This window comes from Peribacillus alkalitolerans (assembly GCF_010882125.1).
GTDB classification, from domain to species: domain Bacteria; phylum Bacillota; class Bacilli; order Bacillales; family DSM-1321; genus Bacillus_BN; species Bacillus_BN alkalitolerans.
Map to the genome: position 1 here is coordinate 1 of NZ_JAAGVZ010000034.1, position 23,399 is coordinate 23,399.

The 23,399-nt window shown below is 37.8% G+C and carries 25 protein-coding genes and 1 riboswitch; of the genes, 6 read left to right on the forward strand and 19 right to left on the reverse strand.

What is annotated here, in order from left to right:
• Positions 1-442: 442 nt before the first annotated feature.
• From G3O09_RS20885 to pdxR, 3 genes are all read right to left on the reverse strand, one after another.
• Positions 443-1,072 carry a sterol desaturase family protein gene (locus G3O09_RS20885; protein WP_163103368.1) on the reverse strand — a complete coding sequence of 210 codons (630 nt, stop codon included), beginning with the start codon at positions 1,070-1,072 and terminating at the stop codon, positions 443-445.
• Positions 1,073-1,088: 16 nt separating this feature from the next.
• A complete protein-coding gene (locus G3O09_RS20890; protein ID WP_163103369.1) occupies positions 1,089-1,781 on the reverse strand; it encodes a GntR family transcriptional regulator in 693 nt (230 codons plus the stop codon).
• A 140-nt stretch (positions 1,782-1,921) separates the two neighbouring features.
• Positions 1,922-3,328, reverse strand: coding sequence for a MocR-like pyridoxine biosynthesis transcription factor PdxR (gene pdxR / locus G3O09_RS20895; RefSeq protein ID WP_205439699.1), 1,407 nt, complete (start codon positions 3,326-3,328; stop codon positions 1,922-1,924).
• 412 nt (positions 3,329-3,740) lie between these two features.
• On the opposite strand from pdxR, the gene G3O09_RS20900 reads away from it, so the two are divergent.
• Positions 3,741-4,748, forward strand: coding sequence for a GNAT family N-acetyltransferase (locus G3O09_RS20900; protein WP_163103370.1), 1,008 nt, complete (start codon positions 3,741-3,743; stop codon positions 4,746-4,748).
• Between the two features lie 37 nt (positions 4,749-4,785).
• Here the strand turns inward: G3O09_RS20900 and G3O09_RS20905 are convergent, their stop codons facing one another.
• The 4 genes from G3O09_RS20905 to G3O09_RS20920 all read right to left on the reverse strand — a co-directional run bounded on the left by G3O09_RS20905 (position 4,786) and on the right by G3O09_RS20920 (position 7,461).
• Complete coding sequence (locus tag G3O09_RS20905) at positions 4,786-5,364, reverse strand: VUT family protein (RefSeq protein WP_240338521.1); 579 nt, start codon at positions 5,362-5,364, stop codon at positions 4,786-4,788.
• Positions 5,365-5,554: 190 nt separating this feature from the next.
• Positions 5,555-6,346, reverse strand: a complete 792-nt coding sequence (locus G3O09_RS20910; RefSeq protein WP_163103371.1) for a GNAT family N-acetyltransferase — start codon at positions 6,344-6,346, stop codon at positions 5,555-5,557.
• A 30-nt stretch (positions 6,347-6,376) separates the two neighbouring features.
• Complete coding sequence (locus G3O09_RS20915; protein WP_163103372.1) at positions 6,377-7,300, reverse strand: MBL fold metallo-hydrolase; 924 nt, start codon at positions 7,298-7,300, stop codon at positions 6,377-6,379.
• A 17-nt stretch (positions 7,301-7,317) separates the two neighbouring features.
• Positions 7,318-7,461, reverse strand: a complete 144-nt coding sequence (locus G3O09_RS20920; RefSeq protein WP_163103373.1) for a hypothetical protein — start codon at positions 7,459-7,461, stop codon at positions 7,318-7,320.
• A gap of 108 nt (positions 7,462-7,569) precedes the next feature.
• Here G3O09_RS20920 and G3O09_RS20925 point away from each other — a divergent pair, with 108 nt between their 5' ends.
• The 4 genes from G3O09_RS20925 (at position 7,570) to G3O09_RS20940 (ending at position 9,586) form a co-directional block, all read left to right on the forward strand.
• Positions 7,570-8,079: a hypothetical protein gene (locus G3O09_RS20925; protein WP_163103374.1), complete on the forward strand. Its 510-nt coding sequence runs from the start codon at positions 7,570-7,572 to the stop codon at positions 8,077-8,079.
• Between the two features lie 332 nt (positions 8,080-8,411).
• A complete protein-coding gene (locus G3O09_RS20930; protein ID WP_163103375.1) occupies positions 8,412-8,738 on the forward strand; it encodes an ArsR/SmtB family transcription factor in 327 nt (108 codons plus the stop codon).
• Positions 8,719-9,168 (forward strand): SRPBCC family protein, encoded by a 450-nt coding sequence (locus G3O09_RS20935; RefSeq protein WP_163103376.1) that lies wholly within the window; start codon positions 8,719-8,721, stop codon positions 9,166-9,168. The genes G3O09_RS20930 and G3O09_RS20935 overlap by 20 nt, the downstream gene beginning before the upstream one ends.
• Positions 9,169-9,193: 25 nt before the next feature.
• A complete protein-coding gene (locus G3O09_RS20940; RefSeq protein WP_163103377.1) occupies positions 9,194-9,586 on the forward strand; it encodes an SRPBCC family protein in 393 nt (130 codons plus the stop codon).
• A 47-nt stretch (positions 9,587-9,633) separates the two neighbouring features.
• Here G3O09_RS20940 and G3O09_RS20945 read toward each other — a convergent pair whose 3' ends face one another.
• The 6 genes from G3O09_RS20945 to G3O09_RS20970 all read right to left on the reverse strand — a co-directional run bounded on the left by G3O09_RS20945 (position 9,634) and on the right by G3O09_RS20970 (position 15,702).
• Positions 9,634-10,368 (reverse strand): nucleoside phosphorylase, encoded by a 735-nt coding sequence (locus G3O09_RS20945; protein WP_163103378.1) that lies wholly within the window; start codon positions 10,366-10,368, stop codon positions 9,634-9,636.
• Positions 10,361-11,023 carry a sulfite oxidase-like oxidoreductase gene (locus G3O09_RS20950; protein ID WP_163103379.1) on the reverse strand — a complete coding sequence of 221 codons (663 nt, stop codon included), beginning with the start codon at positions 11,021-11,023 and terminating at the stop codon, positions 10,361-10,363. Before G3O09_RS20950 ends, G3O09_RS20945 begins: the two co-directional genes overlap by 8 nt.
• 24 nt (positions 11,024-11,047) lie before the next feature.
• A complete protein-coding gene (locus G3O09_RS20955) occupies positions 11,048-11,965 on the reverse strand; it encodes an ABC transporter permease (protein ID WP_163103380.1) in 918 nt (305 codons plus the stop codon).
• Entirely contained in the window at positions 11,952-13,028 is a 1,077-nt protein-coding gene (locus G3O09_RS20960) for an ABC transporter permease (protein WP_163103381.1), read from the reverse strand. The genes G3O09_RS20955 and G3O09_RS20960 overlap by 14 nt, the downstream gene beginning before the upstream one ends.
• Positions 12,994-14,532, reverse strand: coding sequence for an ABC transporter ATP-binding protein (locus G3O09_RS20965; protein ID WP_163103382.1), 1,539 nt, complete (start codon positions 14,530-14,532; stop codon positions 12,994-12,996). The genes G3O09_RS20960 and G3O09_RS20965 overlap by 35 nt, the downstream gene beginning before the upstream one ends.
• Before the next feature lie 156 nt (positions 14,533-14,688).
• Positions 14,689-15,702 carry a BMP family lipoprotein gene (locus tag G3O09_RS20970; RefSeq protein ID WP_163103383.1) on the reverse strand — a complete coding sequence of 338 codons (1,014 nt, stop codon included), beginning with the start codon at positions 15,700-15,702 and terminating at the stop codon, positions 14,689-14,691.
• A gap of 98 nt (positions 15,703-15,800) precedes the next feature.
• Positions 15,801-15,908: riboswitch (SAM riboswitch) on the reverse strand.
• A gap of 213 nt (positions 15,909-16,121) precedes the next feature.
• Here G3O09_RS20970 and rluF point away from each other — a divergent pair.
• Complete coding sequence (gene rluF / locus G3O09_RS20975) at positions 16,122-16,835, forward strand: 23S rRNA pseudouridine(2604) synthase RluF (RefSeq protein WP_420850368.1); 714 nt, start codon at positions 16,122-16,124, stop codon at positions 16,833-16,835.
• 146 nt (positions 16,836-16,981) lie between these two features.
• Here rluF and G3O09_RS20980 read toward each other — a convergent pair whose 3' ends face one another.
• The 6 genes from G3O09_RS20980 to G3O09_RS21005 form a co-directional block, all read right to left on the reverse strand.
• Positions 16,982-18,007: a L,D-transpeptidase gene (locus tag G3O09_RS20980; RefSeq protein WP_163103385.1), complete on the reverse strand. Its 1,026-nt coding sequence runs from the start codon at positions 18,005-18,007 to the stop codon at positions 16,982-16,984.
• A gap of 288 nt (positions 18,008-18,295) precedes the next feature.
• Positions 18,296-19,003, reverse strand: coding sequence for an ABC transporter ATP-binding protein (locus G3O09_RS20985; RefSeq protein WP_163103392.1), 708 nt, complete (start codon positions 19,001-19,003; stop codon positions 18,296-18,298).
• Positions 18,996-19,784, reverse strand: coding sequence for an ABC transporter ATP-binding protein (locus tag G3O09_RS20990; protein ID WP_163103386.1), 789 nt, complete (start codon positions 19,782-19,784; stop codon positions 18,996-18,998). Before G3O09_RS20990 ends, G3O09_RS20985 begins: the two co-directional genes overlap by 8 nt.
• Before the next feature lies 1 nt (position 19,785).
• Positions 19,786-20,724, reverse strand: coding sequence for a branched-chain amino acid ABC transporter permease (locus G3O09_RS20995; RefSeq protein WP_163103387.1), 939 nt, complete (start codon positions 20,722-20,724; stop codon positions 19,786-19,788).
• A 12-nt stretch (positions 20,725-20,736) separates the two neighbouring features.
• Complete coding sequence (locus G3O09_RS21000) at positions 20,737-21,612, reverse strand: branched-chain amino acid ABC transporter permease (protein WP_163103388.1); 876 nt, start codon at positions 21,610-21,612, stop codon at positions 20,737-20,739.
• Between the two features lie 83 nt (positions 21,613-21,695).
• Entirely contained in the window at positions 21,696-22,865 is a 1,170-nt protein-coding gene (locus tag G3O09_RS21005; RefSeq protein ID WP_163103389.1) for an ABC transporter substrate-binding protein, read from the reverse strand.
• Positions 22,866-23,399: the final 534 nt, after the last annotated feature.

Sequence of the window (23,399 nt, forward strand, 5' to 3'; positions counted from 1 at the left end):
CGCCAGCGTTCGTCCTGAGCCAGGATCAAACTCTCCAAAAAGTGTTTGACTTGCTCATAAAATGTCTTATTTAAAAGACTTAAAATTAAACGTTGACGTTTCTGTTTTGTTTAGTTTTCAAAGAACTATTTTTGTAAGACAGAACACTATCTTATCATCTCTTTTTTACCGTGTCAACCTTTTAAATAACTTTTTAAAGAGTTAATTTAAATCTCACAGTTACTTCCCGGCGAGAAGTTTCTTTGTTTCTCGGCCAGGACTTAATAATACTATTCTAGTATATGAAAGTCAACAACTAAATCAAAAGTTTTTTCATTTAAATATAAACAATTAAATCAATGGAAATACTATACCTAAATGAATTAGAAATCTCATTTAATATTCGATTTAATGCTTTAAGCACAAAAACAAAAGCGGAGTATATTCCCCCGCTTATCTTACATTATAATTCAATTTTTTCTCCATGTGCTTCTAAGTTCTTAGCTGTCGGACTTTTTTCTACATGGTCTTGATCTTCAAATGTACCCATTATTACATCTCCAATAGGATTGGTGACGCCATACCAATAGTTTTCATTTTTAAAATGATGCCATAAATGGACTTTTTTCATCCAACGACCCCATTTTGATTTTGGTTGTACAGGACGATGTGCGACATAGTGCACGAATTCATAATATAGAAAGAAGATGATTAAACCAGTAGTAGTTGCATTAGTTAAAACTAGACTTCCTGTAAGTAAATATACTATTACACCCAATACAACGATGTTTGGAATGCTATACCATAGTGGTAAGAATAACAAATGCAACTCATTTGGCTTAGCATGATGATCGTAATGCAGGCGCTTTAATAATTTGAGAAAAAATTGTGACTTTGGAGGCTTTAGATGGAACACGAAGCGATGTGTAATATATTCAAATGCAATATATACGAGCATGCCACTAACCACTGCAATCCATGTCTTATAAGAATCTAAATGCATTGCCGTGAAACTTATACTTATTAGGAATAGAATACTCATTATCGTTACATCAGGAAAAAATAGAAATTCTTTCAAATACTTTTTTTGCAACCATCTCACTATCCTTTCAAAATTTTCGGTTCTTCCATAAGTTTATGCTTTCTACCATTGTCCTTCTTGCTAGTTCCCCTGCCTTCTCTGATTCTCCCTTTAATGCAGCCTGTAAAAGTTCATTGTAATATTGACGAGATGTTATTCTGTGTTGCTCCTCGGAAAAATACTGTTTTGCCATTCCTAGATAAAAACTATTAAAACTATTCAATATCAGTAAATAGACTGGATTCGGTGAAAGTCGGACTAATCCCTTTTGTAATTGCCAATCAAAGTGTGCGTACGATTCTGCCTCGTCAATTAATTGATCTAAATATGCGAGTAATGCGACTGCTTTGGGCTGATTATGCATGATTGCATCTTTTACATAAGATGGTGAAAGTGATGCCCTTACTTCTAATAAATAAACAACAAATTCATCTGGTACAGAATCATGGTGTTCGATAATATGTTCAAGGGTTGTCAAGTTACCCGTTTGCCAAAAATCGTTGACTGTAGCTGGCAAACCTTTATTCCCTTTAATCCAACCATCTCTTATTAACTGCTGAAGCGCCTCTCTAATAGTAGGTCGGCCTACACCAAACTCAACCGCTAACTCACGCTCAGATGGTAGATTACTCCCGATTGGAAATTCTTTTTCTAAGATTGCCTTAACCATTTTTCTTTTAATTTTATCCGAAGATTTTATCTTTACTGATTCCTGCTTCATCTCTCTCTCCTTTATAAGTCTCTACTGGTATTCTATGTAGGATTAACTGGTATTACCACTGATTTTAAAATATTAATAATATTTTGTCTATTTTTAAAAAAAGGGGAACAGGGTCTCCCCCATTTCCCGACTTATTCCTGTTAGGGTATTTCAAACCAAGCTTGGTTCAATCGTTTGATTCCTTCAATGATTTGTTGTTCAGTGAGCCCCCCAAAGCCTAACATGATAATGGAAGATGATTCACTTGATCCTTTAAACCAATATTTCTCCGTATTATATACTTTTACCCCTAGCAGTTCGGCTTTTCTCATTAAATCTTCATAGTGCTTTTCTTTAACCTTCAGTAATATATGAAGGCCTGCCCTTTGACCGATGACTTCGACACGGTCACCCATATACGTTCCAATCGCTTGGATAAGAGCTTTATGTTTTCCTTGGTAGACATGCCTCATTTTCCGGACATGCCTCTCGAAATGCCCTTCCTTCATAAATAAAAACATGGCCTTTTGAAATAAAGGAGAAGATGATTGACTATATCGGTCTATTTGTTGGTGGAAAATCTCCATTAGACTGATTGGCATAACTAAATAACTTAATCGGAGAGTAGGTAAAAAAGACTTTGAGAAAGTTCCTAAATATATGACTCTATCATTTGTATCTAATGCTTTTAATGCAGGAATAGGCTGGCCTTGGTATCGAAACTCACTATCGTAATCATCCTCTATGATGTAACTTCCATTTAGGTGTGCCCATTCTAATAAATTCAGCCTTTTCTGGATGGGGAGTACCATGCCATAAGGAAACTGATGAGAGGGAGTGATGTAAGCTACTTTTGCATTTGTTTCATTTAATTTAGAGACATCAATTCCATCCGACTCTAGAGGAACTGTTTGGATATCACATCCATAGTTTTCAAAGACCGTTCTCACACCATCATACCCTGGTTCCTCCATAGCAATCGGGGTCCTATTTAAGGAGAGCCACTGACAAATGAGGCTAATCGCATACTGAGTACTTGAGCAGAGAAGAATTTGTCCCGGATCACAACTTACCCCTCTCGCTTGAAAAAGATAATTGGCGATTTCTGACCGTAACTTATAGTCCCCTTGACGATCACCGTACATAAAAAGGTCCGTCTCTACCGCCATTGCCTCCTGTAGACATCGTTTCCATTTTTTCATCGGAAAATGTTCAGAATCTATATCCCCATATAGGAAGTTATATAAATAGGGTTCTTTTTTCAGTTTGACCGATGGTTTTACATCTTTCACATTAGTATGTAATGAAATTAGTGGTTGTTCCAAAGGCAATACCTTCAATCCACTTCGAGGCTGACTCTCCACATATCCTTCAGCAATCAACTGTTGATAGGCATTTTCGATTGTATTCTTACTAATGTTCAAATGCTTGGAAAGATATCGAATGGAGGGCAATACCGCTCCTGGCTCTATCCCACCAGTCTCGATTTCTTTTCGGATGTATTGATATAACTGAACATATAGTGGCACTTCTATTTCTCTATCAAGTAATGGTGTTAATTCTATCATGGCTCCTCCAACTGACCCCATTATATTCATGGTAATTGTCACTTTTTACAAGGTCAAAATCTCCATACAATCAGTATATCATCCCATAATGGAAGGAAGAGATACAATTGAGTATGATCATTCGACAATGGTTATTACAACGCTCCTTTATCAAAAAGTCACGTGGATAAATACCGATCTTCTCTAGGTAGCAAAACACTCGTGATTAAAATTACACCAGATTGCTTAACCGCAAAGGAACATCCGTTAGATGGAAAAATGAAATACTATCCTAGCAGGAACGTCCATTCTGATCTTTGATTAAGAAATACTCCCAAAAGATAAAGATGCACACTTAAAAGTATTCTACTAGTTTCAATTTAATTGCCATATAATTCTAGTTAAAGTCAATTATCATGATGGAGGAAACCGTATGGCTACTTATCAATTCAGTCCATTGAACCAGAGTAATATCCCTGAAATGGTTCATTTATTTACCGAAAGACAGCAAGAAGAGAGAAATCATTTACTTTTTTTACAAGAAGCCGACCTTGATCATCAAGCTATCACATCCTTTTTTGATACCTTGTTTGAAAAAAGTAGAGTAATCGCAACAGGGGCTTATATGGAAAGGAAACTTGTAGGATATCTCCTAGCCGAGATAAAATTTGATGAAACTCGTGGCAAACATGTGTGGATATCGTATGAGGGATTAGCAATCCACAAGGATGCGTCAGACGACTTATTAAGAGTTTTATATTCTAAAGCATCTAAAATATGGCTCCAGAATGGATGTTTCAACCACTACGTCATTGTTCCTGCTGGAAATAGGAAATACGTGAATGCCTTTCAGAGACTTTCCTTTGGGTTTGAACAGGAGCATGGCGTACTAGATGTAACTAAATACCAACCTTTTCATGATGTTGAAGGAGTACAAGTCAGGAAAGGCACTCAAGAAGATCGTGACACTATGGGAGCTTTATCAACTATCATCCTTTCTTTCCAGAATGATTCACCGGTTTACTCTATCGTTTTTCCAGAAACAGTCTCTCAATTCGAGCAGGGGTATAAAGGAATAGTGGATGATGAAGAGGTTACTCTTTTATTAATTGCTGAGTCATCTGAACTACCAATAGGGTTCCAAGTGTACTATGATTGCCAATCCAATTGGAGAACTCCTTCTCATACAATCGAGTTAGGTGTGGCAGGAACTTTACCATCCCATATGGGTTCTGGAGTAGGAAAAAAACTCATGAATGAAGCGGTCAACCTATTAAAAGAAAAGGGATTTCAATATATCTTAACCGACTGGAGAATCACGAATCTAGCATCCTCCATTTTTTGGCCAAAATGCGGATTTGTGCCTGTTTATCATAGAATGCAGAGAACCATTGATCCGAGAATTTCCTGGGCAAACATGAAAAACCCCATCCTAAAATGAGCAAAAAGCTGTCAGATTAGCAATCTGACAGCTTTTTTTAGGAAAAGTTCACATTTGTTTTCGTTCTTTGGTTCACTAACCCATATAGAGTTGCCCCCAAAGCCTGTATCAAAGTTTTTGCTAATACTTGCCCTAAGATTGCGATTGGCACAGCTTCCCATGGTAAGAACCCTGCCCCGATTGGACTTAAACCGATGACAACGAATAGTGCGGAGTCAAGAAGTCCCCCAACCATTCCGCTATAAAAAATTCTCCAAGCAATTGGAAGCTTTAGACGACTATAAATTTCAGTATCCGTCGTCTCGGAGACAATAAAGGAAACTGCTGAAGCAGTGACAATCATTAATGAATCTCCTAATAAATATGACACTATGGCTGACAATACTAACGCTGTAACGATAAAGAAGTAGGTTTTTTTCCTACCATATTTATTTTGCACAAGGTCACGTATGATGAATGTTGCACCAATTAAAAAGGTTCCTACTGGTATAAAGAAAATGCCCAATTGAAATGGAGCAAAGGCTGCAGTCAGAACATTCGCTGCGACAATCGATACTAAATAAAAGAATACTCTTACCATCATTTTAACTCCTTTCAAAAAATCAAAAAAGGCCATTATTCCCCCCTGTAAACAAAGTGAAATAATGACCTATAAAAGTTCTAATTTAATTTCCCTAGTTTTGTTTAGTGACAGGATGGTTACGAACTGTCATATGCAATTGAGTCACCATTTTAGCATAAAGCGGGTATATTGAATAGTTTTTTAAATCGAGTAATCTATGAATCGAACTAGAGTTACCTTCAGATTATTGCTTCATCCAAAATGAATTCATATAGATGGTTTGAAACCCTAGTTTAACCATATTATCATGACTGATCGTCCCAAACTCAACGTCTGTAAAGACTTTTCTTAAACCAAGTTTTTGGGCTATTTGAAGTCGATGATGCAGCAATGCTTTTTGAACTCCTCTCCCCCTATGGGAGGGAAAGGTAAAATCATTAGCGATATATCCTTCATCACCTTCAATAAAAAGAGATCCCATTCCGATGGCTTCATGACCGATGTAGGCGATGAAATTTTGAAAGCGAGGCTCAATAAAATAGCGTGCCTTACTTTTAACGATCTCCTCTTTAAATCCAATTCCCTCCTGTGATTGAGAGATAAGGTTCAGGAACTCCACAACATTTTCTTCGCTTACATTAACGATTTCTATTCCGTCTGCTTGGTGTCCATATTCATAAGGTTCAATTCCTAAGAAAACTAATTGTTCCGCACAATAATATCCTTTTGCAGCTAATGCTTTTGAAACCTCCAAATCAATATGTGTTGGTATCATATCAAAACAAGGATTGATTCCTTTTGTATAATAGGTATCCAATATTTCGTCTATTTTATCGGCATCTGCAATACCAAAACCTTTGATTCGATTGTAATAAATAGAGTTAGGTGAAGCTGTGTCCATTAATGATGTACAATTACCCACCCTTTTAATAGTAAGATTTTTATCAGGCATTGAAAGAGCTCTTTTCGAGTTAAAAACCGTTAGTGCCAGTTCTAATTTTTCAATTCTTTCGACTTCGTTTTGAACCAATTGCATCTCCTCGGTATCTCCTTATAAAATCATTTTTTATCTCCACCAAGTAGTGGAAGGATATTCATTTGAGCCAAGAATTACAGGCTCCCCTATCTTAGGAGTTGCGATTGTCACTCCTTTCTCATTAGCAGAACTCAATACGCGGTCAACAGGATCTGTCCAGTCATGCAATGCTAATGTAAAGGCACCCCAATGGATTGGTATCAGCAATTTCCCTTTTACATCAAGATGAGCTTGAACCGTTTCTTCGGGCAACATATGTATGGCAGACCAGCGCTCGTCATACTGTCCACATTCCATCATCGTCAAATCAAAGGGTCCATATTTATCACCGATTTCTTTAAAATGAGGACCATACCCACTGTCGCCACTAAAGAAAATCTTGTCTTGTTTCCCTGAAATCACCCAGGAGCACCATAGCGTAGAATTGCGATCATTCAAGCTTCTTCCAGAAAAATGCCGTGCAGGTGTACAGGCTAAAGTAAGCCCTTCATACTCGAACTCATTCCACCAATCATGCTCATGAATTTTCTCTGGAAGAACACCCCATCTTTTTAGATGACTTGCCACCCCAAATGGCACAAAAAACTGATTCACCTTATCCTTTAATTTATTTATGGAATAGAAATCTAAGTGGTCATAGTGATCATGCGAAAGAAAAACAGCATCAATTTGAGGAAGCTCTCCGACTTTAAAAGGTAATCCTTTGCTATACCTTTTATCCCCAAAAAACGGAAATGGATTGGGGGCTTTTCCAAACATGGGATCGATCAATAAATTCTTTCCGTCTAATTCTAGTAAAATGGCTGAGTGACCAAACCATGTGATTTTTGCCTGGTTCGAAGTTGATTGAATCACCAGCTTTTCCATTGGTATCGGGCCTTCTGGCTTTCCTTTAGGATTCCCTTTCATGAAATCTCTCAAAAGGGTTAGTGATGTAGAGAAATTCATATCCATTGATGTTGGAATCTGATTTATGAACTTCCTTTTGAAAAATTGATAGATTGTGAATAAGAAATGATATCTTCTTTTGATCTCCTCCCACCTAGTGGAGGATAAGCGTTCATAAAACCATAAATAGCAACGATCAACACAATCAAGACAATCAAAATTAGCATTTTGTTCCTTCTTTCCACGTTCTGTATAATTCCATTTTACAATATCCCCCTCCTAAACAGATAATGATAGGAAAGGGAAAATAAAAATGAAAACGAGGAGTTACATTTGTGGAGAAAAAACTTGCTGAGAGACTATCGCAAACAATAGAACAATGGGTCCTATCCCCTACAGCAACTTATAATATTTCTAAAATAGAAACTTCCAGCGATACTTTACAAAACTTTCACCAATGGTCGAATGGTAAACCAATTGTCGCAGCCTATTTTGTCTCTAAGCCCGAGGAAAACGGACTATATTTCTTGTTCATTGATTGGCATCGTAATGACAATTATTATTTAGTGGTATACTCACACAATAAATCCACTACACTTGCAGAAATTCATCACACGTTTGAAAAGGATGGTCAGCTTTATCTTCAGTGGAAATATAATCCCCTTAAACGAGATGGGAAAAACGCTGAGAGAAAAGCTTATTTTAAACAAGCTTTTGGCACTACGACTGTACAAATTAGAATTCCAATGGAAGATCAAAACGTCGAGGAGTTTATAAGTCAGACTTTTATGCTGTGTTCTAAACGGGTAAAGGCCGATCGAATCGTTGAAGTTTTTTCCTTATAACAAAACGGAGGGTGACCCTTTTATCAGGTCACCCTCTATTTATGTATTACATCCAAAATCCGTGCAAACCGCCTAAAAGCGAGAATGCGATAATATGATCTCCTACAGCAATGACATATGCCTTTTTAGTCATTAAGCCAAATAAAGCATTTTTTAAGAAGACTAAGGCAATAATGACTCCAATGATTAATCCGATAATTAAATCAAGTAATCCATTCGCAGCTGCCTTGTGGAAAACTCCCCCATCAAAATTTAGTTACTTTATTTTAGCAAATTTTTCATATCTCTTTAATTAAGTTGACACTTAATTAAGTTTATACTAAATTAAAAGCATGATAGAAAAAATAATCCATGCATTATCAGAACCTAAAAGAAGAGAAATGTTGCACTTAGTCAAAGACGAGGAGCTTACTTCCACTTTCATTGCATCACACTTTAATATTTCGGCTCCTGCAGTGTCTCAACATCTGAAAGTGTTAGAAGAGTCTGGACTTGTATCTATTCGAAGAGTAGGAACAAAACGGTATTACGGTATAAGAAGGGAAGGGTTTTCTGAGTTAAAACAATACATTGACCGTTTTTGGGACGATCGCTTATTACTCTTAAAAGAAGCTGCAGAAGAAGAAGAAAGGAAAAACCATGAATCTTCACAGGAATGAATCGATTAAAAAAGAACTGTTTATTAACTGCCAACCTAAAACGTTATTCTCCTTTTTCACTGATCCAGAAAAATTAGTTCGTTGGATGGGACAATCTGTCCTCTTAGACCCTAGTATTGGGGGGAAATATCGAATTGATATCAATGGTCATGATATTGCCATGGGAGAGTATGTAGAAATTGTTCCTTATGAAAAAATCGTTATGACTTGGGGATGGTCAAATTTAACCGTTCTTCCGCCAGGTTCAAGTACATTAGAATTTCGATTGATACCAAAAGATGGTGGGACCCTATTGATATTAACCCATTATGATTTGCCAGAAGAAAAAATCCCTACGCACATTGAGGGCTGGAATCATTACATGCTTCGCCTACAATTCATAGCAGAAGGTAATGACCCTGGAATGGATCCTTGGTCTAAAAGAAAATAAAAAATCAACTACTCGGAGGAATAAAATGACTACAACTATCCATCAACAAATCCAATTTAATGTAAATGCAAACCGATTATTTCAAGCGCTAACTGATTCAGATATCTTCAGCCAAGTTACAGGTGGTGCACCTACAGAAATACACAATGAAGCTGGAGGTCCCTTTTCTTTATTTGGAGGCATGATTCATGGGAGAACGATCGAACTCGTTCCAAATCAATTAATCGTGCAGGCATGGCGTGCAAAGAATTGGACAGAAGGTGTTTATACTTTAGTTAAATTTCAACTTAAAGAGGATGGCCCTTCTCAAACGACAATCGTTTTTGATCAAACGGGTATTCCTGATGGACAGGCTGAGCATTTAGAAAAAGGCTGGCACGAAAACTACTGGAATCCACTGAATAAGTACTTTGCGTAAATCAAAAGGAGTGAGGAAAATCCTCACTCCTTTGCTCATTTTACTATCTACACTTTTATTTTTGTAATGGCATTTAATGCTATTATGGCTTCTTCTTTGATTGCGCTAGAAACAATATCGGTATGAGGATTGTATTCACTTCTTAAATCAGCATCTGCATAGCCATCAATCGCTAAAATGGATCCCGCTTTAAACCCTCTTAAAGCAGCAATTACAAATAAAGCCGAGTTTTCCATTTCAACAGCCTGAACACCAGCTTTTTTATACTGCTCGTGCGGGAAGTCAAGGACACCGTTATAAAAAACGTCAAGAGTTAATGTCATTCCCTCATGAACATTTGAACCATGTTCACTTTGTTTGGCAGCACGAACTAGTGCTTCCACAATTGATCTATCAGAAACAGCCGGAAAGCCTTCAGGAACAAGCTGTCGAGTTAAACCATCACAACGAACAGCAGATGTGCTAATGACCATGCTACCGGGTTCAATTTCCTTTTGATAGGAACCAGCTGTTCCCACGCGAATGATAGCCTTTGCTCCACCCTTTGCTAATTCCTCAAAGCATACTGCTGCACCAGGAGCTCCCACACCGTGACTGACTACTGCTACCTCTACTCCTTTCCATTCTCCGGTGTAACTATGATACTCTCGATTTTTAGACAATACGCATGAATTCTCTAACATGGATGAAATTTGTTCTGCTCGACTTGGATCGCCACAAACAATAATTCGCTGAGGAAGTTCGGCAGCATCTAGCTTTAAGTTCGGCAAATACTCAGTCATAGTCTTTTTTCTCCCATTCATCTTCAGGTATGGGCAATTCTTCTCCAGAAAAACGTTCTTCCTTAAAAGGATTACCGTTTATATGAAAGCCGTTTTGTTCCCAGAATCCTGGCTTATTTTCTTTAATGAATTCTATACCTCTTAGCCACTTTACACTTTTCCAAAAATATAGATGCGGAATAATAAGTCGTAGTGGCCACCCATGCTTATCACTAAGAGGTTCTCCATCGAAGGAATGTGCAAGCAGTACGTCGTCTCTCGTTAGATCATCCAAGGCCACATTGGCTGTATAATCATGATCGGCGTGAAGCATGATGAACGTGCTATTCAGCTCGACTCCAATCTCTTTTAAGAAATCATTAAAACTTACACCTGTAAACACATTATCAAACCTAGACCAACGTGTTACACAATGAATATCTGTCTTAATAGTAGTCTGTGGCATATTTAAAATATCTTCGTATGTAAGAGTGACTTCCTTATCCACCTCACCAAACACGCGCAAATTCCATGTTTCCATATCGTATTTTGGAACTTCCCCTTCATGTAGTATGGGAAACCGCTCCGTTAAAACTTGTCCTGATGGAAGTCGTCCTGCTAAGCTCGGGTCAACAGCAGGGACTCTTGTTCTCTTAATGCGCTCAGCTTTATTCATGGAAATCCTCCTTTTACATTGGTTTTACTTTGAGCCCTGCTGCTCTGATAATTGAGAGCCCATCCCACGATCTTTCAAGAAAAACATCGCTACAATGGTAATAATGTAAGGCAGCATTCCAGTAAACTGGGTAGGAATGGAGAAGCCCTGCATTCGGATACTAATTGCATCCATAAGTCCAAATAGTAAACTTGAACCGACAATGCCAATGGGATGAGACTGACCTAACATCATAGCAACTAGGGCGATAAATCCACGTCCAGCAGTCATCCCCTCTGTAAACATGGTTAATTGGCCAAGTGAAAGCTGGGCTCCTGCTAATCCACACAGGATTCCACATAAGATAATCGCCACATATTTCAACTTGGACGTAGGTAAGCCTATACTTCTTGCTGCAGCTTCGTTCATTCCTACCGCAAGAATTCTGAATCCAACAACCGTTTTATAAAAAAACAGATAAAGCAAAATAGCAGCTAAAAAAGCAAAATAAACTAAAGGAGAATGGCCTGATAGAAGCGTTCCTAAGATAGGAATATCTTCAATTAAAGGAAGTTGAATCTTTGGGAGTCCAGCCATATCCTTATCATAAAATGCTCCCTTTACTCCGAAAATCGTTCGTAAGGAAAAAGTCGTCAATCCAAGGGCCAAGAAATTAATCGCAATACCAACTACAATTGGATTCGCTTTTAAATGAATGGAAATATATCCAAACAATAGGGAAAATAAAACAGATACCCCTGCTGCAAATAGGACAGCAATCCATAGACTTCCAGTGAGATAGTTTCCGACTATGGCAGAAAACGCACCGACTAAAACTAATCCTTCTAATCCAACATTGAAAATTCCAACTCTCGCACAAAGTGCTCCACCGAGAGCAGCTAACAATATGGGTGTTACCATTCGAAAAGTTGAGCTGAAGAGGGATAAATCAAGCCACTCCATGTACTTCCCCCCCTATCTTTTTTCGTTTCACCCATTTATACGTGATTTTTGCAGAGATCAATAGAATCAGTACAGCTTGGATGACTGAAGCTATTTCAAGAGGTACCTCAGTGTTTCGTTCCAACCCCATTGCCCCAGTTTCTAATGCAGCTAGCAAGACACCCGCCACAACAATTCCAAGTGGATTAGAGCTGGCAAGGAGTGCCGCCATAATTCCAGTCCAGGCAAATCCCGAACCTGTCAATGCACCGTCCACGAATCGATACTGAGACCCTAAAACCTCAACCGTACCTGCTAAACCCGAAAAGCCTCCACTAATGAACATACTGATGAACAAAATCTTCGTTTTATTAACCCCTCCGTAAGATGCAAAAAAAGGATTATATCCTAGCATCCTTACCTCGTAACCTAAACTAGTTAACCGAAGGATGACATAGAGGATAACAGCCCCAATAATGGCGATTAAAAATCCTGAATGAAGACTCATTCCGGTAAAGAGCTTTGGAAGCCACGCACTTTGATCAATCATTGGAGTTTGGGCTAAGGCAGCTGAACCACTTTTATCCTGGAATGGCTCAGCAGCTAGGTAACTAGCAAAAAGAATTGCAATGTAGTTTAGTAAAAGTGTTGAGATCAGTAGCTGAACCTTAAATTTCGCTTCCATCCAGCCTGCTAGAAGTGACCAGAGTCCCCCAGCTATAATCCCTGCCGATAGGGCCGCAAAAACCTTTATGATTCCTGGTCCAGGAAAATAAAATGCTACTAACGCGGCACTGATTGCGCCTAATACCATTTGCCCTTCAGCACCTAGATTAAAGATTCCAGCACGAAAAGATAGGGCTACGCCCAGTCCGACTAGAATTATAGGGGTTGCTCTAGCTAAAGTCGCAGTAACAAAATAAAAATTCCCAAATGCCCCCATCCACATTTCCTTATAAGTGGCTAATATAGGTTCCCCAACTATACTTATTGCAATTGCACCTGTGATTAATCCAATAAGGACGGCAAGAAGTGGCTGGAGTAAAGGTTTAAACAATTGCTGCACTTTTGAAGGTATGATCATCCGTTTTTCCTCCGGCCATTAATATGCTAAGTTGCTCCTCTGTTGCTTTTTCACGTTTAATTTCTCCTGCAATTTTCCCTTCGTATATCACAATAATACGATCAGAAAGTGCTAGGATTTCCGTTAATTCTGATGAAACAAGTAATACTGAATCTCCATTATTTCTCTTCTCAATCAAGGCTTCATGAATGTATTCCATGGCTCCAATATCAACACCCCTTGTTGGTTCCACTGCAATTAATACTGGTGTCTGTTGAGCAAACTCTCTTGCCACAATTAGTTTTTGTAAATTTCCTCCCGAAAGATTTCCTGACACCTCGAAAATTGATGCCGTTTTAATTTCAAAACGGGTAATCCATTCTTCCAGTAGTTTGCGAAACCTTTTCTTCAGAATGAAAGTCTTTCGATTAAAGCTCGATTTTTTATAAAAACCCATGATCGCATTTTCTTCTACCGTAGCTTGTCTAGCTGCTCCCCATAAATAGCGATCCTCAGGAATATGAGCGATTCCCTCTGTACGACCATCTGCAACTGGTTTGTTCGTTACATCCAATCCACCGATTACGATATGTCCACTATGGATTTTCTTAAGTCCGGTAATAGCTTGAACGAGCTCTGATTGCCCATTCCCAGAAACTCCTGCAATGCCGACTATTTCTCCTCGATTGACTTGAAAAGTAACATTTTCTAAGACTGGCTTATCATTTTTTCCCTGGATATGGACGTTTTTGACTTCTAATACGGGTTTAAGCTCCATTTTAGTGCGTTCACTTAAAGCTTTTAGTTCCCGCCCAACCATTAACTGTGCTAACTCATCAATGGACGTATCTTCTTTTCTAATAGATCCCGTTACCTTTCCGCTTTTAAGGACCGTAATATGATCTGCCACTTCCATAACTTCCCTTAATTTATGCGTAATTAAAATTACGCTTTTACCTTGATCAGCTAGGTGCCTTATTGACTTTAATAGGCCTTTCACTTCTGTTGGCGTTAAGACGGCAGTTGGTTCATCCAATATGATAACTTCTGCCCCTTGATAAAGTACCTTCAGAATTTCAATTCTTTGTTGTTCACCAATCGATGTGTTAGTCACCTTAATATTTGGCCTAACTTGAAGTTGGAAGGTTTCTGCTAGTTTTTTTACCCGTTCAAGTGATTGATTCCTTTGAAAAAATCCAAAGGAATTTGGCTCCATTCCTATTACAATATTTTCTGCAGCTGTAAAATCAGAAAAAAGCATAAAATGCTGATGGACCATCCCAATCCCATTCTTTATGGCATCATTAGGGCCATCAAAGTTCACAGGTTTCCCGTTCAGAAGAATGCTACCGCTTGTAGGCTTCTCCATTCCATACAGCATTCTCATAAGAGTGGTTTTACCTGCCCCGTTCTCACCAACAATAGCATGAACCTCTCCCTTTTTTACGGAAAGCGAAACATTATCATTAGCAAGGAAATGACCGTATTTTTTGGTCATATTCTTCATTTCTAAATGAAATGACATAGATTTGGTACCCCCTAACGTAAGTTGGAAAGAGGGCGACTCTAAAGCTAAGAATCACCCTCTATTTTTAAATAAATGTAAGAAAGTATTACAGACCAATGTTTAGCATACATGTACAAGGAGTACTTCCCTGTATGGGGAGCTTATGATGTTGTCTTATTTTAATGGATTTGGAACTTCAATTTTACCTGCTACGATATCTTCTTTAATGCTAATCACTTGATCAATGACCTCTTGCCCAATGAATTCATTAAGCGGTGTTTCACTATCATGTGTAACATACGTTAGTCCGACACCATTTTCTTTTAATCCATATTCTACTGCACCAGCCTTATAGTTTCCTTCAACAAACGATTTAACTGTTTCATAAGCTGCTGAATCTGTTCCTTTTAATTGAGCAAGCACGATATGCTCTGGATCAATAACTAGATCTATATCTTGACCTGCTGTGAAGAAACCTTTTTCTTTTGCTGCTTCAAATACACCAAGATCTCCTACAGCCGCCGCACCCGCAATAAAATCCGCTCCTTTTGACGATTGTAATAGAGCCAATTCTTTGGCTTTTGCAGGATCAGTAAAGCTACCAACATAGTTTAATAGAAACTCCGCTTGAGGATTTGTGTCTTTTAAACCCTTTTCAAAACCGACTGTCCATTTATGAACTAATGGAATATCCACGGCAGCTACCATTCCAACCTTGTTTGACTTAGTGGAAAGTCCTGCCGCTGCTCCTAATAAATATGCTGCTTCTTGTTCACGGAATAAAACGCTTCGAACGTTAGGTAAATCAACTGCCGTATCAATAATTGCAAATTTCTTATCAGGGTTTTCAGCTGCAACCTTCTTCAATGCATCCTCCGATTCAAAAGAAGAAGTAATAATAAAATCATATCCTTCGGCTACTGCTACACGGATATTTTCCTCGATAGCAGAATGATCCGCAGATTCAATCGTTTTTAGCTCTACTCCAAATTCTTCAGCTGCTTTCTTTGCACCATCATCCATTTGTTGAAAGAATGGGTTTACACCGATTTTTTCAGGTAAAATCAGAGCGATTCGTTGCTTACTTTCTTTCTTTGCTTCTCCACTCACTTCTTTTGTCTCTTTTCCAGATGCACATCCTACTAACAAGACCAAAAGTATTGTCAGCAATGAAATTACTTTTTTCATCTAACGTTCCCCCTATATATAATTAGCTTTCTTATAGCCTTAAAAAATAAAAAACTCTTCCCAAGACAGGAAGAGTTTCTGAATACAATATATACTCTTCCTCATCTCTCAGAGCAATATTGCTCTGCTGGAATTGGCACCATACTATATAAAATAGCGGTTGCCGGGCGTCATAGGGCCAGTCCCTCTGCCTCTCTGGATAAGGTTTCATTTATTATTCGATTATAAGATAATTTTCATTATAGTTAATTTTCTTAAAATTACAAGGGTTTTTTATTTGTTTTATGTCTAATACTTTTAATAACCGTTAATTTTACCATTAGTCCGTTCTAATATTTTTATATATACCACTCCACTTGTACATGTACGTAAAATTAAGTAATCTTATAAGCATAAATCTATCTTAAAGGGTGACCTGTTTGCGAATTAATAAATTTATTAGTGAATCCGGATTTACGTCTAGACGCGGGGCTGACAAGTTGATTTCCGAAGGGAAAGTTACTATAAATGGGAATGTTGCGGAATTAGGTAGCCAAGTGGAACCTGGGGATGATGTTCGAGTGGACGGTAAACCTATTGTCGCCGAACAAGAACATGTCTATATTGCATTGAATAAGCCTGTAGGTATCACTAGTACGACCGAAAGACATATTAAAGGCAATATCGTCGATTTCGTTAATCATCCATTGCGTATCTTTCACATCGGTCGCCTCGACAAAGATTCAGATGGCTTAATTCTCCTTACCAATGATGGGGATATCGTGAATGAAATCTTGCGTGCTGAAAATAAACATGAAAAAGAATACATCGTAACGGTTGATAAGCCCATCACTGAAGCTTTTCTTAACAAAATGGCATCTGGCGTGGAGATTCTAGATACCGTAACTTTACCGTGCAAAGTAAAGCAATCTTCTAGGTATGTATTCCAAATCATCTTGACTCAAGGATTAAACCGACAAATTCGTCGCATGTGCTCAGCCCTTGGTTATGAGGTTAAAAGCCTTAGACGAACAAGAATTATGAACATACATTTAGGAAACCTACCAATTGGACAATGGAGAGACCTTACGAAGGATGAACTAAGCCAATTATTTAAGGATTTACATTATCAGCCTAAACAACGGTTAATATAAAAACTCGCCTCAAGGCTAGCCTCGAGGCGAAGACAGAGGAGTAGTTTCACCTATACTTTCCTAAAATTGGCACTACGTCTGATTTCTTCTCTGCTATAAAAAAGGATGACACGAAATTCCCCCGGAAATTTGTGTCGTCCTTTTTATTATCCAGACCAAAAAAAGGTAGTATTTACATCCTCTTCCTCAGAGTTATCTTCCTCGTCATACAGGAGATCGCTTTGTTCACCCAGATGTAAAGACGGATTTTCATCAATCGAGTTTAGCCCATTGTTACTAATCTCAACTTTAGTATGAATCGGAATCATGGAATACAGTTCGATAACATCGTTATTTAACATTCGAATACATCCGTTTGATTGATTTTCCCCGATACTTTCAGTTTTATAGGTTCCATGAATCGCATACAGTGGATTCGATAATTCCAATCCTCTTTTTCCGTATGGATTTTTTTCCAATGGATACATGTGTTTGTTGGGATTCATAATTTTATCCCTAACGGTAAATGATCCAGAAATGATTTTTCCTTCCACACCCAATCCCACTGGATAATCTCTGATTATATGATTACCAGAAACCACTCTTAATTTATGGTCAGAGTTCGATACGATAATTTTTAAAGGTTCAAAACCGTTGCTGATTTTGTATTCTATATTTGGGAGTAACGCTGCTTCTATACCTTTTATTAAGTCTGCTTCTTCTGTGCTAAAAACAGGAGCTGGATTGTACACCCACCCGCCTTTACCTGAAACTGTTCCCACAACTTTATTGGAAAGAGTCATTGGTTCTTTAGGTATTCCAGACAGATACTTGGGAGTAAGGGAAGAAAGTGTAACAGGCATTTTCCCGTTTTCCTTAACAAATTGATACAAGGCACTCCGGATTACAGTAGAAGTTTCCCATAGTAAATATTCGTTTTCCTTTGTTAATCTTACTTTTTCTTTATCTGGAAGAAATAAATTTGAACTTCTATCGGTACTATGAATAGTTCTCTGAAGAAAGGAATGTTTTGTTTCTTCGTCTATTACCAATGGATCTTTATGGAAAAATAAAAAAATATAACATATGATGGCGGTTAATACACCCAATAAATAGAAAATAGCTACTAAGAATACTACGTCTGCGTTAGTCCATAGCCTCATTTTCCTCTTTACTGTTTTATCCTTATCCACAAAGACTCCTTTCTTAGAAAAATTAATCTATGGTTGATTTCACTGCGATTTCAGTGTTATTTATTTTATTTCTAGAAGAATCAAAAAATTACTATTGAGATTCATTAAACCGGTGTATTACATGAGTTTTTTGAGAAGGGTTACAATTAGGAGGTAGGAGTAGTCCTACATGATACAATTATTGAGTTGTAAACTACCTTGAAATTTAACCATAGATTTGCCATACAAAAAAGGTAAAACCCCAGCGATGAAAGCATGGGGTTTTACCTTTTTTGTATGTTTCCAGTCCTATAGACCGCCAAGATAAGCCTGCTTGATTTGTTCACTTGCCTGAAGCTCTTCTGCGGTTCCTGAAACTACCACACGGCCAGTTTCGATTACGTAGGCACGGTTCGCGATAGATAAAGCCATATTGGCATTTTGTTCAACCAATAGAATCGTCGTTCCATCACGATTGATCTCTTCAATGATTTGAAAGATGGTTTTTACCATTAACGGGGCTAATCCCATGGATGGCTCATCTAGTAATAAGAGCTTAGGCTTTGCCATGATGGCTCTTCCCATAGCTAGCATTTGTTGTTCTCCACCTGAAAGGGTCCCAGATAATTGCTTTCTACGCTCAAGAAGTCGAGGGAATAACTCAAATACTTTGTCAAAATCTTTGCGTATTTCCTTTTTGTCTTTTCGTAAATAGGCACCTAGCTCAAGATTTTCCTCCACAGTCATATTTGCAAACACTCTTCGCCCTTCTGGTACGTGAGATATTCCAGCTTGTACGATGGACTGAGCAGGCTTTCCAGCAATAGAACCATCCAAATATTGAATCGATCCTTTTTTAGGCTTGAGTAAACCTGACAGGGTTTTTAGAAGGGTGCTTTTTCCCGCTCCGTTAGCTCCAATCAGGGTTACAATTTCACCTTGATTTACATCTATAGAAACTCCTTTAAGAGCCTGTATATTTCCATAATAAACATCAATTTGATCAACTTTAAGCATGGTTGTCATTAACCTCCTCTCCTAAGTAAGCCTCGATGACTTTCGGATGATTACGGATTTCTTCTGGTGTACCTTCTGCAATAAGTTGGCCATGGTCTAATACATAAATTCTTTCGCAAATTCCCATTACCAATTTCATATCATGTTCAATCAGTAGAATGGTCAAATTAAATTCTTTGCGGATAAAAGCAATTAATTCCATGAGAGCATGTGTCTCTTGAGGGTTCATACCAGCAGCTGGCTCATCCAATAATAAAAGTTTAGGACCCGCTGCCAGTGCTCTTGCAATTTCCAATCTTCTCTGTTGCCCATAAGGTAGATTTTTAGCTTTTTCATCTTTATATTTATCTAATTGAAAGATTTTAAGGAATTCAATTGATTTTTCCTCCATCACTTTTTCTTCAGAAAAATGTGAAGGAAGACGGAATATAGAACTTAAAATAGAATTTTTAGCCAATGAATGATAAGCAACTTTAACGTTATCCAACACAGATAGCTCGTTGAAAAGGCGAATATTTTGAAAGGTACGGCTTATTCCCCTACGTGTAACTTGATATGGAGCCAATCCATTAAGTCGCTTCCCGTCAAATAAAATTTCTCCTTCGGTTGGAACATATACTCCGGTAAGCAAATTAAAGCTCGTCGTTTTTCCGGCACCATTAGGTCCAATAAGCCCAATGAGTTCTCCTTGTTGAATTTCCATGTTGAAACCCGAAACGGCCTTCAGTCCACCAAATTGAATTCCAGCTCCCTGAACTTGTAGCAATGGCTTATTGACCATATTAGTTGCCTCCTTTCGAGCTTTTCCATTTGCCAAAGAAGTCTGTGATTTCACGAGTTCCCATTAAACCTTGTGGTCGGTAAAGCATGACAATGACCAATACTAGGCTGTAAATAATCATACGTGTTTCAGGATAGTCCTGTAGGAAAGTAGAGACGATTGTTAATAGAATCGCTGCAATTACTGATCCTGATAAACTTCCAAGTCCACCTAAAACAACATAAATTAAAATATCAAATGATTTTAAGAAACCAAAGTTAGTAGGTTGAATGATATAAAAATTGTGAGAGTACAATCCTCCTGCTATTCCTGCAAAGAACGAGCCTAATGCAAAAGCGATAACTTTATAGTATGTAGTATTGATCCCCATCGAATCTGCTGCAATTTCATTCTCTCTAATAGAAATACAAGCTCTTCCATGTCTTGAGTTTGTAAAGTTCACTATCACTACTAGAGTGATAATTAGACACACAAACGAATATGTCCATGTTGTTAAATGGGAAACCTGCATCCCTGCAGCGCCTCCAACATATTCAATATTCAAGAATACAATACGAATAATCTCTGCAAATCCCAAGGTTGCAATGGCTAAATAATCACCTTTTAATCGTAAACTTGGAATCCCTACGATTAATCCAGCTAATGCGGCAATCACTCCACCTGCTAACAATGCGACTGGAAAAGGTAGCTGTAGCTTCATAGTGAATATAGCCGAAATATAAGCCCCTACCGCCAAGAATCCAGCGTGACCAATTGAGAACTGACCAGTAATTCCTATAACTAAATGAAGGCTGACCGCTAAGATGATATTGATAATCATAAAGACTAGCATATTGGTATAGAACGGATTCAAGTATGCAGTGTTGATGAGGACTTGAACAACTCCATAAACAACAACTGCTAGGATAATATACAGCCAAAATCCTGTAAATTTTTTCATGTTCTGTTTCACCTACACTTTCTCTCTCGTATTTTTACCAAAGATGCCTGACGGTCTGAAGATAAGTATTAATATAAGAATGATAAAAGCGGCGGCGTCTCTCCATAGAGAATAACCTAATGCACTTACTACTGTTTCAACTACTCCAAGAACAAGACCTCCGACCATCGCTCCTGGAATAATTCCGATTCCACCTAAAACAGCAGCTACGAAAGCTTTCAGACCAGGGATGATTCCCATTAATGGTTCGATTTTTGTATAATACACACCAAAAATAACCCCTGCTGCACCAGCTAAAGCAGATCCGATTGCAAATGTTGCTGAGATGGTATTATCTACGTTAATACCCATTAAACGAGCAGCATCCATATCATGTGATACGGCACGCATAGCTTTACCGATTTTTGTTCGGTGAACGATAAACTGCAAAATGATCATCAGGATCACTGAAACTGAAAGAATTAAAAGGGATTGACTGCTAATTTGTGCACCAAAAAAATCAAAAGATTTGTTAGGTAATACGTTTGGATACGCCTCTGGTTGAGCGCCACGAATATAGATCACTCCATATTCGATTAATAGGGAAACCCCTATTGCAGTAATTAAGGCTGCAATTCTAGTTGCATTACGAAGTCTTTTATAGGCAATACGCTCAATCAGTACCCCAAATACCGCACAAACAGCCATTGAAAGCAATAATGCTGGGAAGAAACTTAATCCCCAACCTGCAATAGCGTAAAAACCAACAAATGCACCCACCATGAAGACATCGCCATGAGCGAAGTTAATTAACTTAATAATTCCGTAAACCATTGTATAGCCTAATGCAATTAAAGCGTAAATACTTCCGAGTGAAATGCCGTTAACTATTTGCTGTATCCATTCCATGATTCTCACTCCTTATCTAATCCACAATAATGTATACAAGTGAAATGGGAGGATTTGTAATCCTCCCATTTCACTATTCCTTCTTAAGGATTAACTTTTGTGTTAAATTTTTGCTTGCCATCAACGTATTCTAATACAGTAGCTGATTTAATCGGATTGTGTTTGTCGTCAACCGTCACGATACCAGTAACTAGAGAAAGATCTGCTGTTTTTGCAAGCTCATCTTTGATTTTAGTTGCATCTGTGCTACCCGCACGTTCGATTGCATCTGCGATTAAATAAACAGAGTCATAACCAAGTGCGTTAAATGCATCAGGTGCATCGCCATCGTATTTTTCTTTAAAAGTGCTTACAAACTTTTGAATCGTTTTATCTGGATCTTCAGAAGAATAATGGTTTGTAATGAATGTGTTGTTCAAAGCGTCTGCCCCAGCTAATTCTACTAGCTTCGGAGAATCCCAACCATCAGCACCCATGAATGGAACAGTAATGCCCATTTCACGAGCTTGTTTAATGATTAAACCAACTTCTTCATAATATCCAGGAATAAATACGAATTCTGGATTTTTAGCCTTAATGCGAGTTAATGTAGAACGGAAATCCGTATCTTTTGCAACATAAGCTTCTTCAGATACAATCTTTCCACCTTCTGCTTCAAACGTTTCCTTAAATGATGCTGCAAGTCCTTTTGCGTAGTCACTAGCACTATCTGCAAAAATCGCTACATTCTTAACTTTAAGGTCTTTTGCTGCAAAGTTAGCTGCAACTGTTCCTTGGAAAGGATCAATGAAGGAAGTACGGAAAACAAACTCATTTAACTTTCCATCAGTGCCAACGGTTACGTTAGGACTTGTCCCGGAAGGTGAAAGTAATACCGTCTTATTATCGTTTGCAATTTGAGCTTGTGCCACCGTGTTACCGCTAGTCGCTGCTCCGATAATTGCTGTTACCTTGTCTTGACTTGTAAGTTTAATTGCAGCATTCGTTGCCTCAGCTGCATCAGACTTATTATCTACTTTAGTAATCTTCAGCTTTTTGCCGTCGATTCCACCACTTTTGTTGATTTCTTCGATAGCAAGATCGATACCTTCTGCAATTGATTGGCCATAAGAAGCCACTGCACCTGATAGCTCTAGGTTAGCTCCTAGATTAATAGTATCGCTTCCACCTGATGTCTTTGCTCCGCAACCCGCTAATAATCCCGCTACCAAGGTAGAGGTCATTAGAACTTTAGTAATACTACTTTTCTTCATCTTAATATTCCCCCTTTTAAATAATTAACTATTCTGAAAATAGCAAACATAATGAAGTAATAGTTTCTAAGTAAGAGTAAAATACCTTTAATGTTTGTAAATTGAATAATATTTCAGTAAACCTAATTGACTAATTGTATTGTAAAACATAGATTCTGGTTAGTCTAGTATAATTTTCTTTAAATTAATATATTTCTGAATATTATATTAAGTGTGTAAATTACCCATTTTTTTACATGAGTAAAGAATGCATATTCCCTTTATCTTATTCTATTAAAATAGAGTTTCACTAAAGATAATACTGCATAAAAAAAAATCTAAATCTATATTTAGAGAATATCATTCCAGTCTACAATTTAAAGAAAATGGTAAAAGCCTTTATGTCTTTTTCATTAAACCTTCTAAAACAGAAAAAGATCGAAGGGAACCTTCGATCTTTCAGACTGTAGACAAATCCCCCAAAAAGGGGATTTGTCTGCGGTCTTTTTTTGTATAATGAAGGTACTACAAAATGTGCTTAGGTGATAAATATGT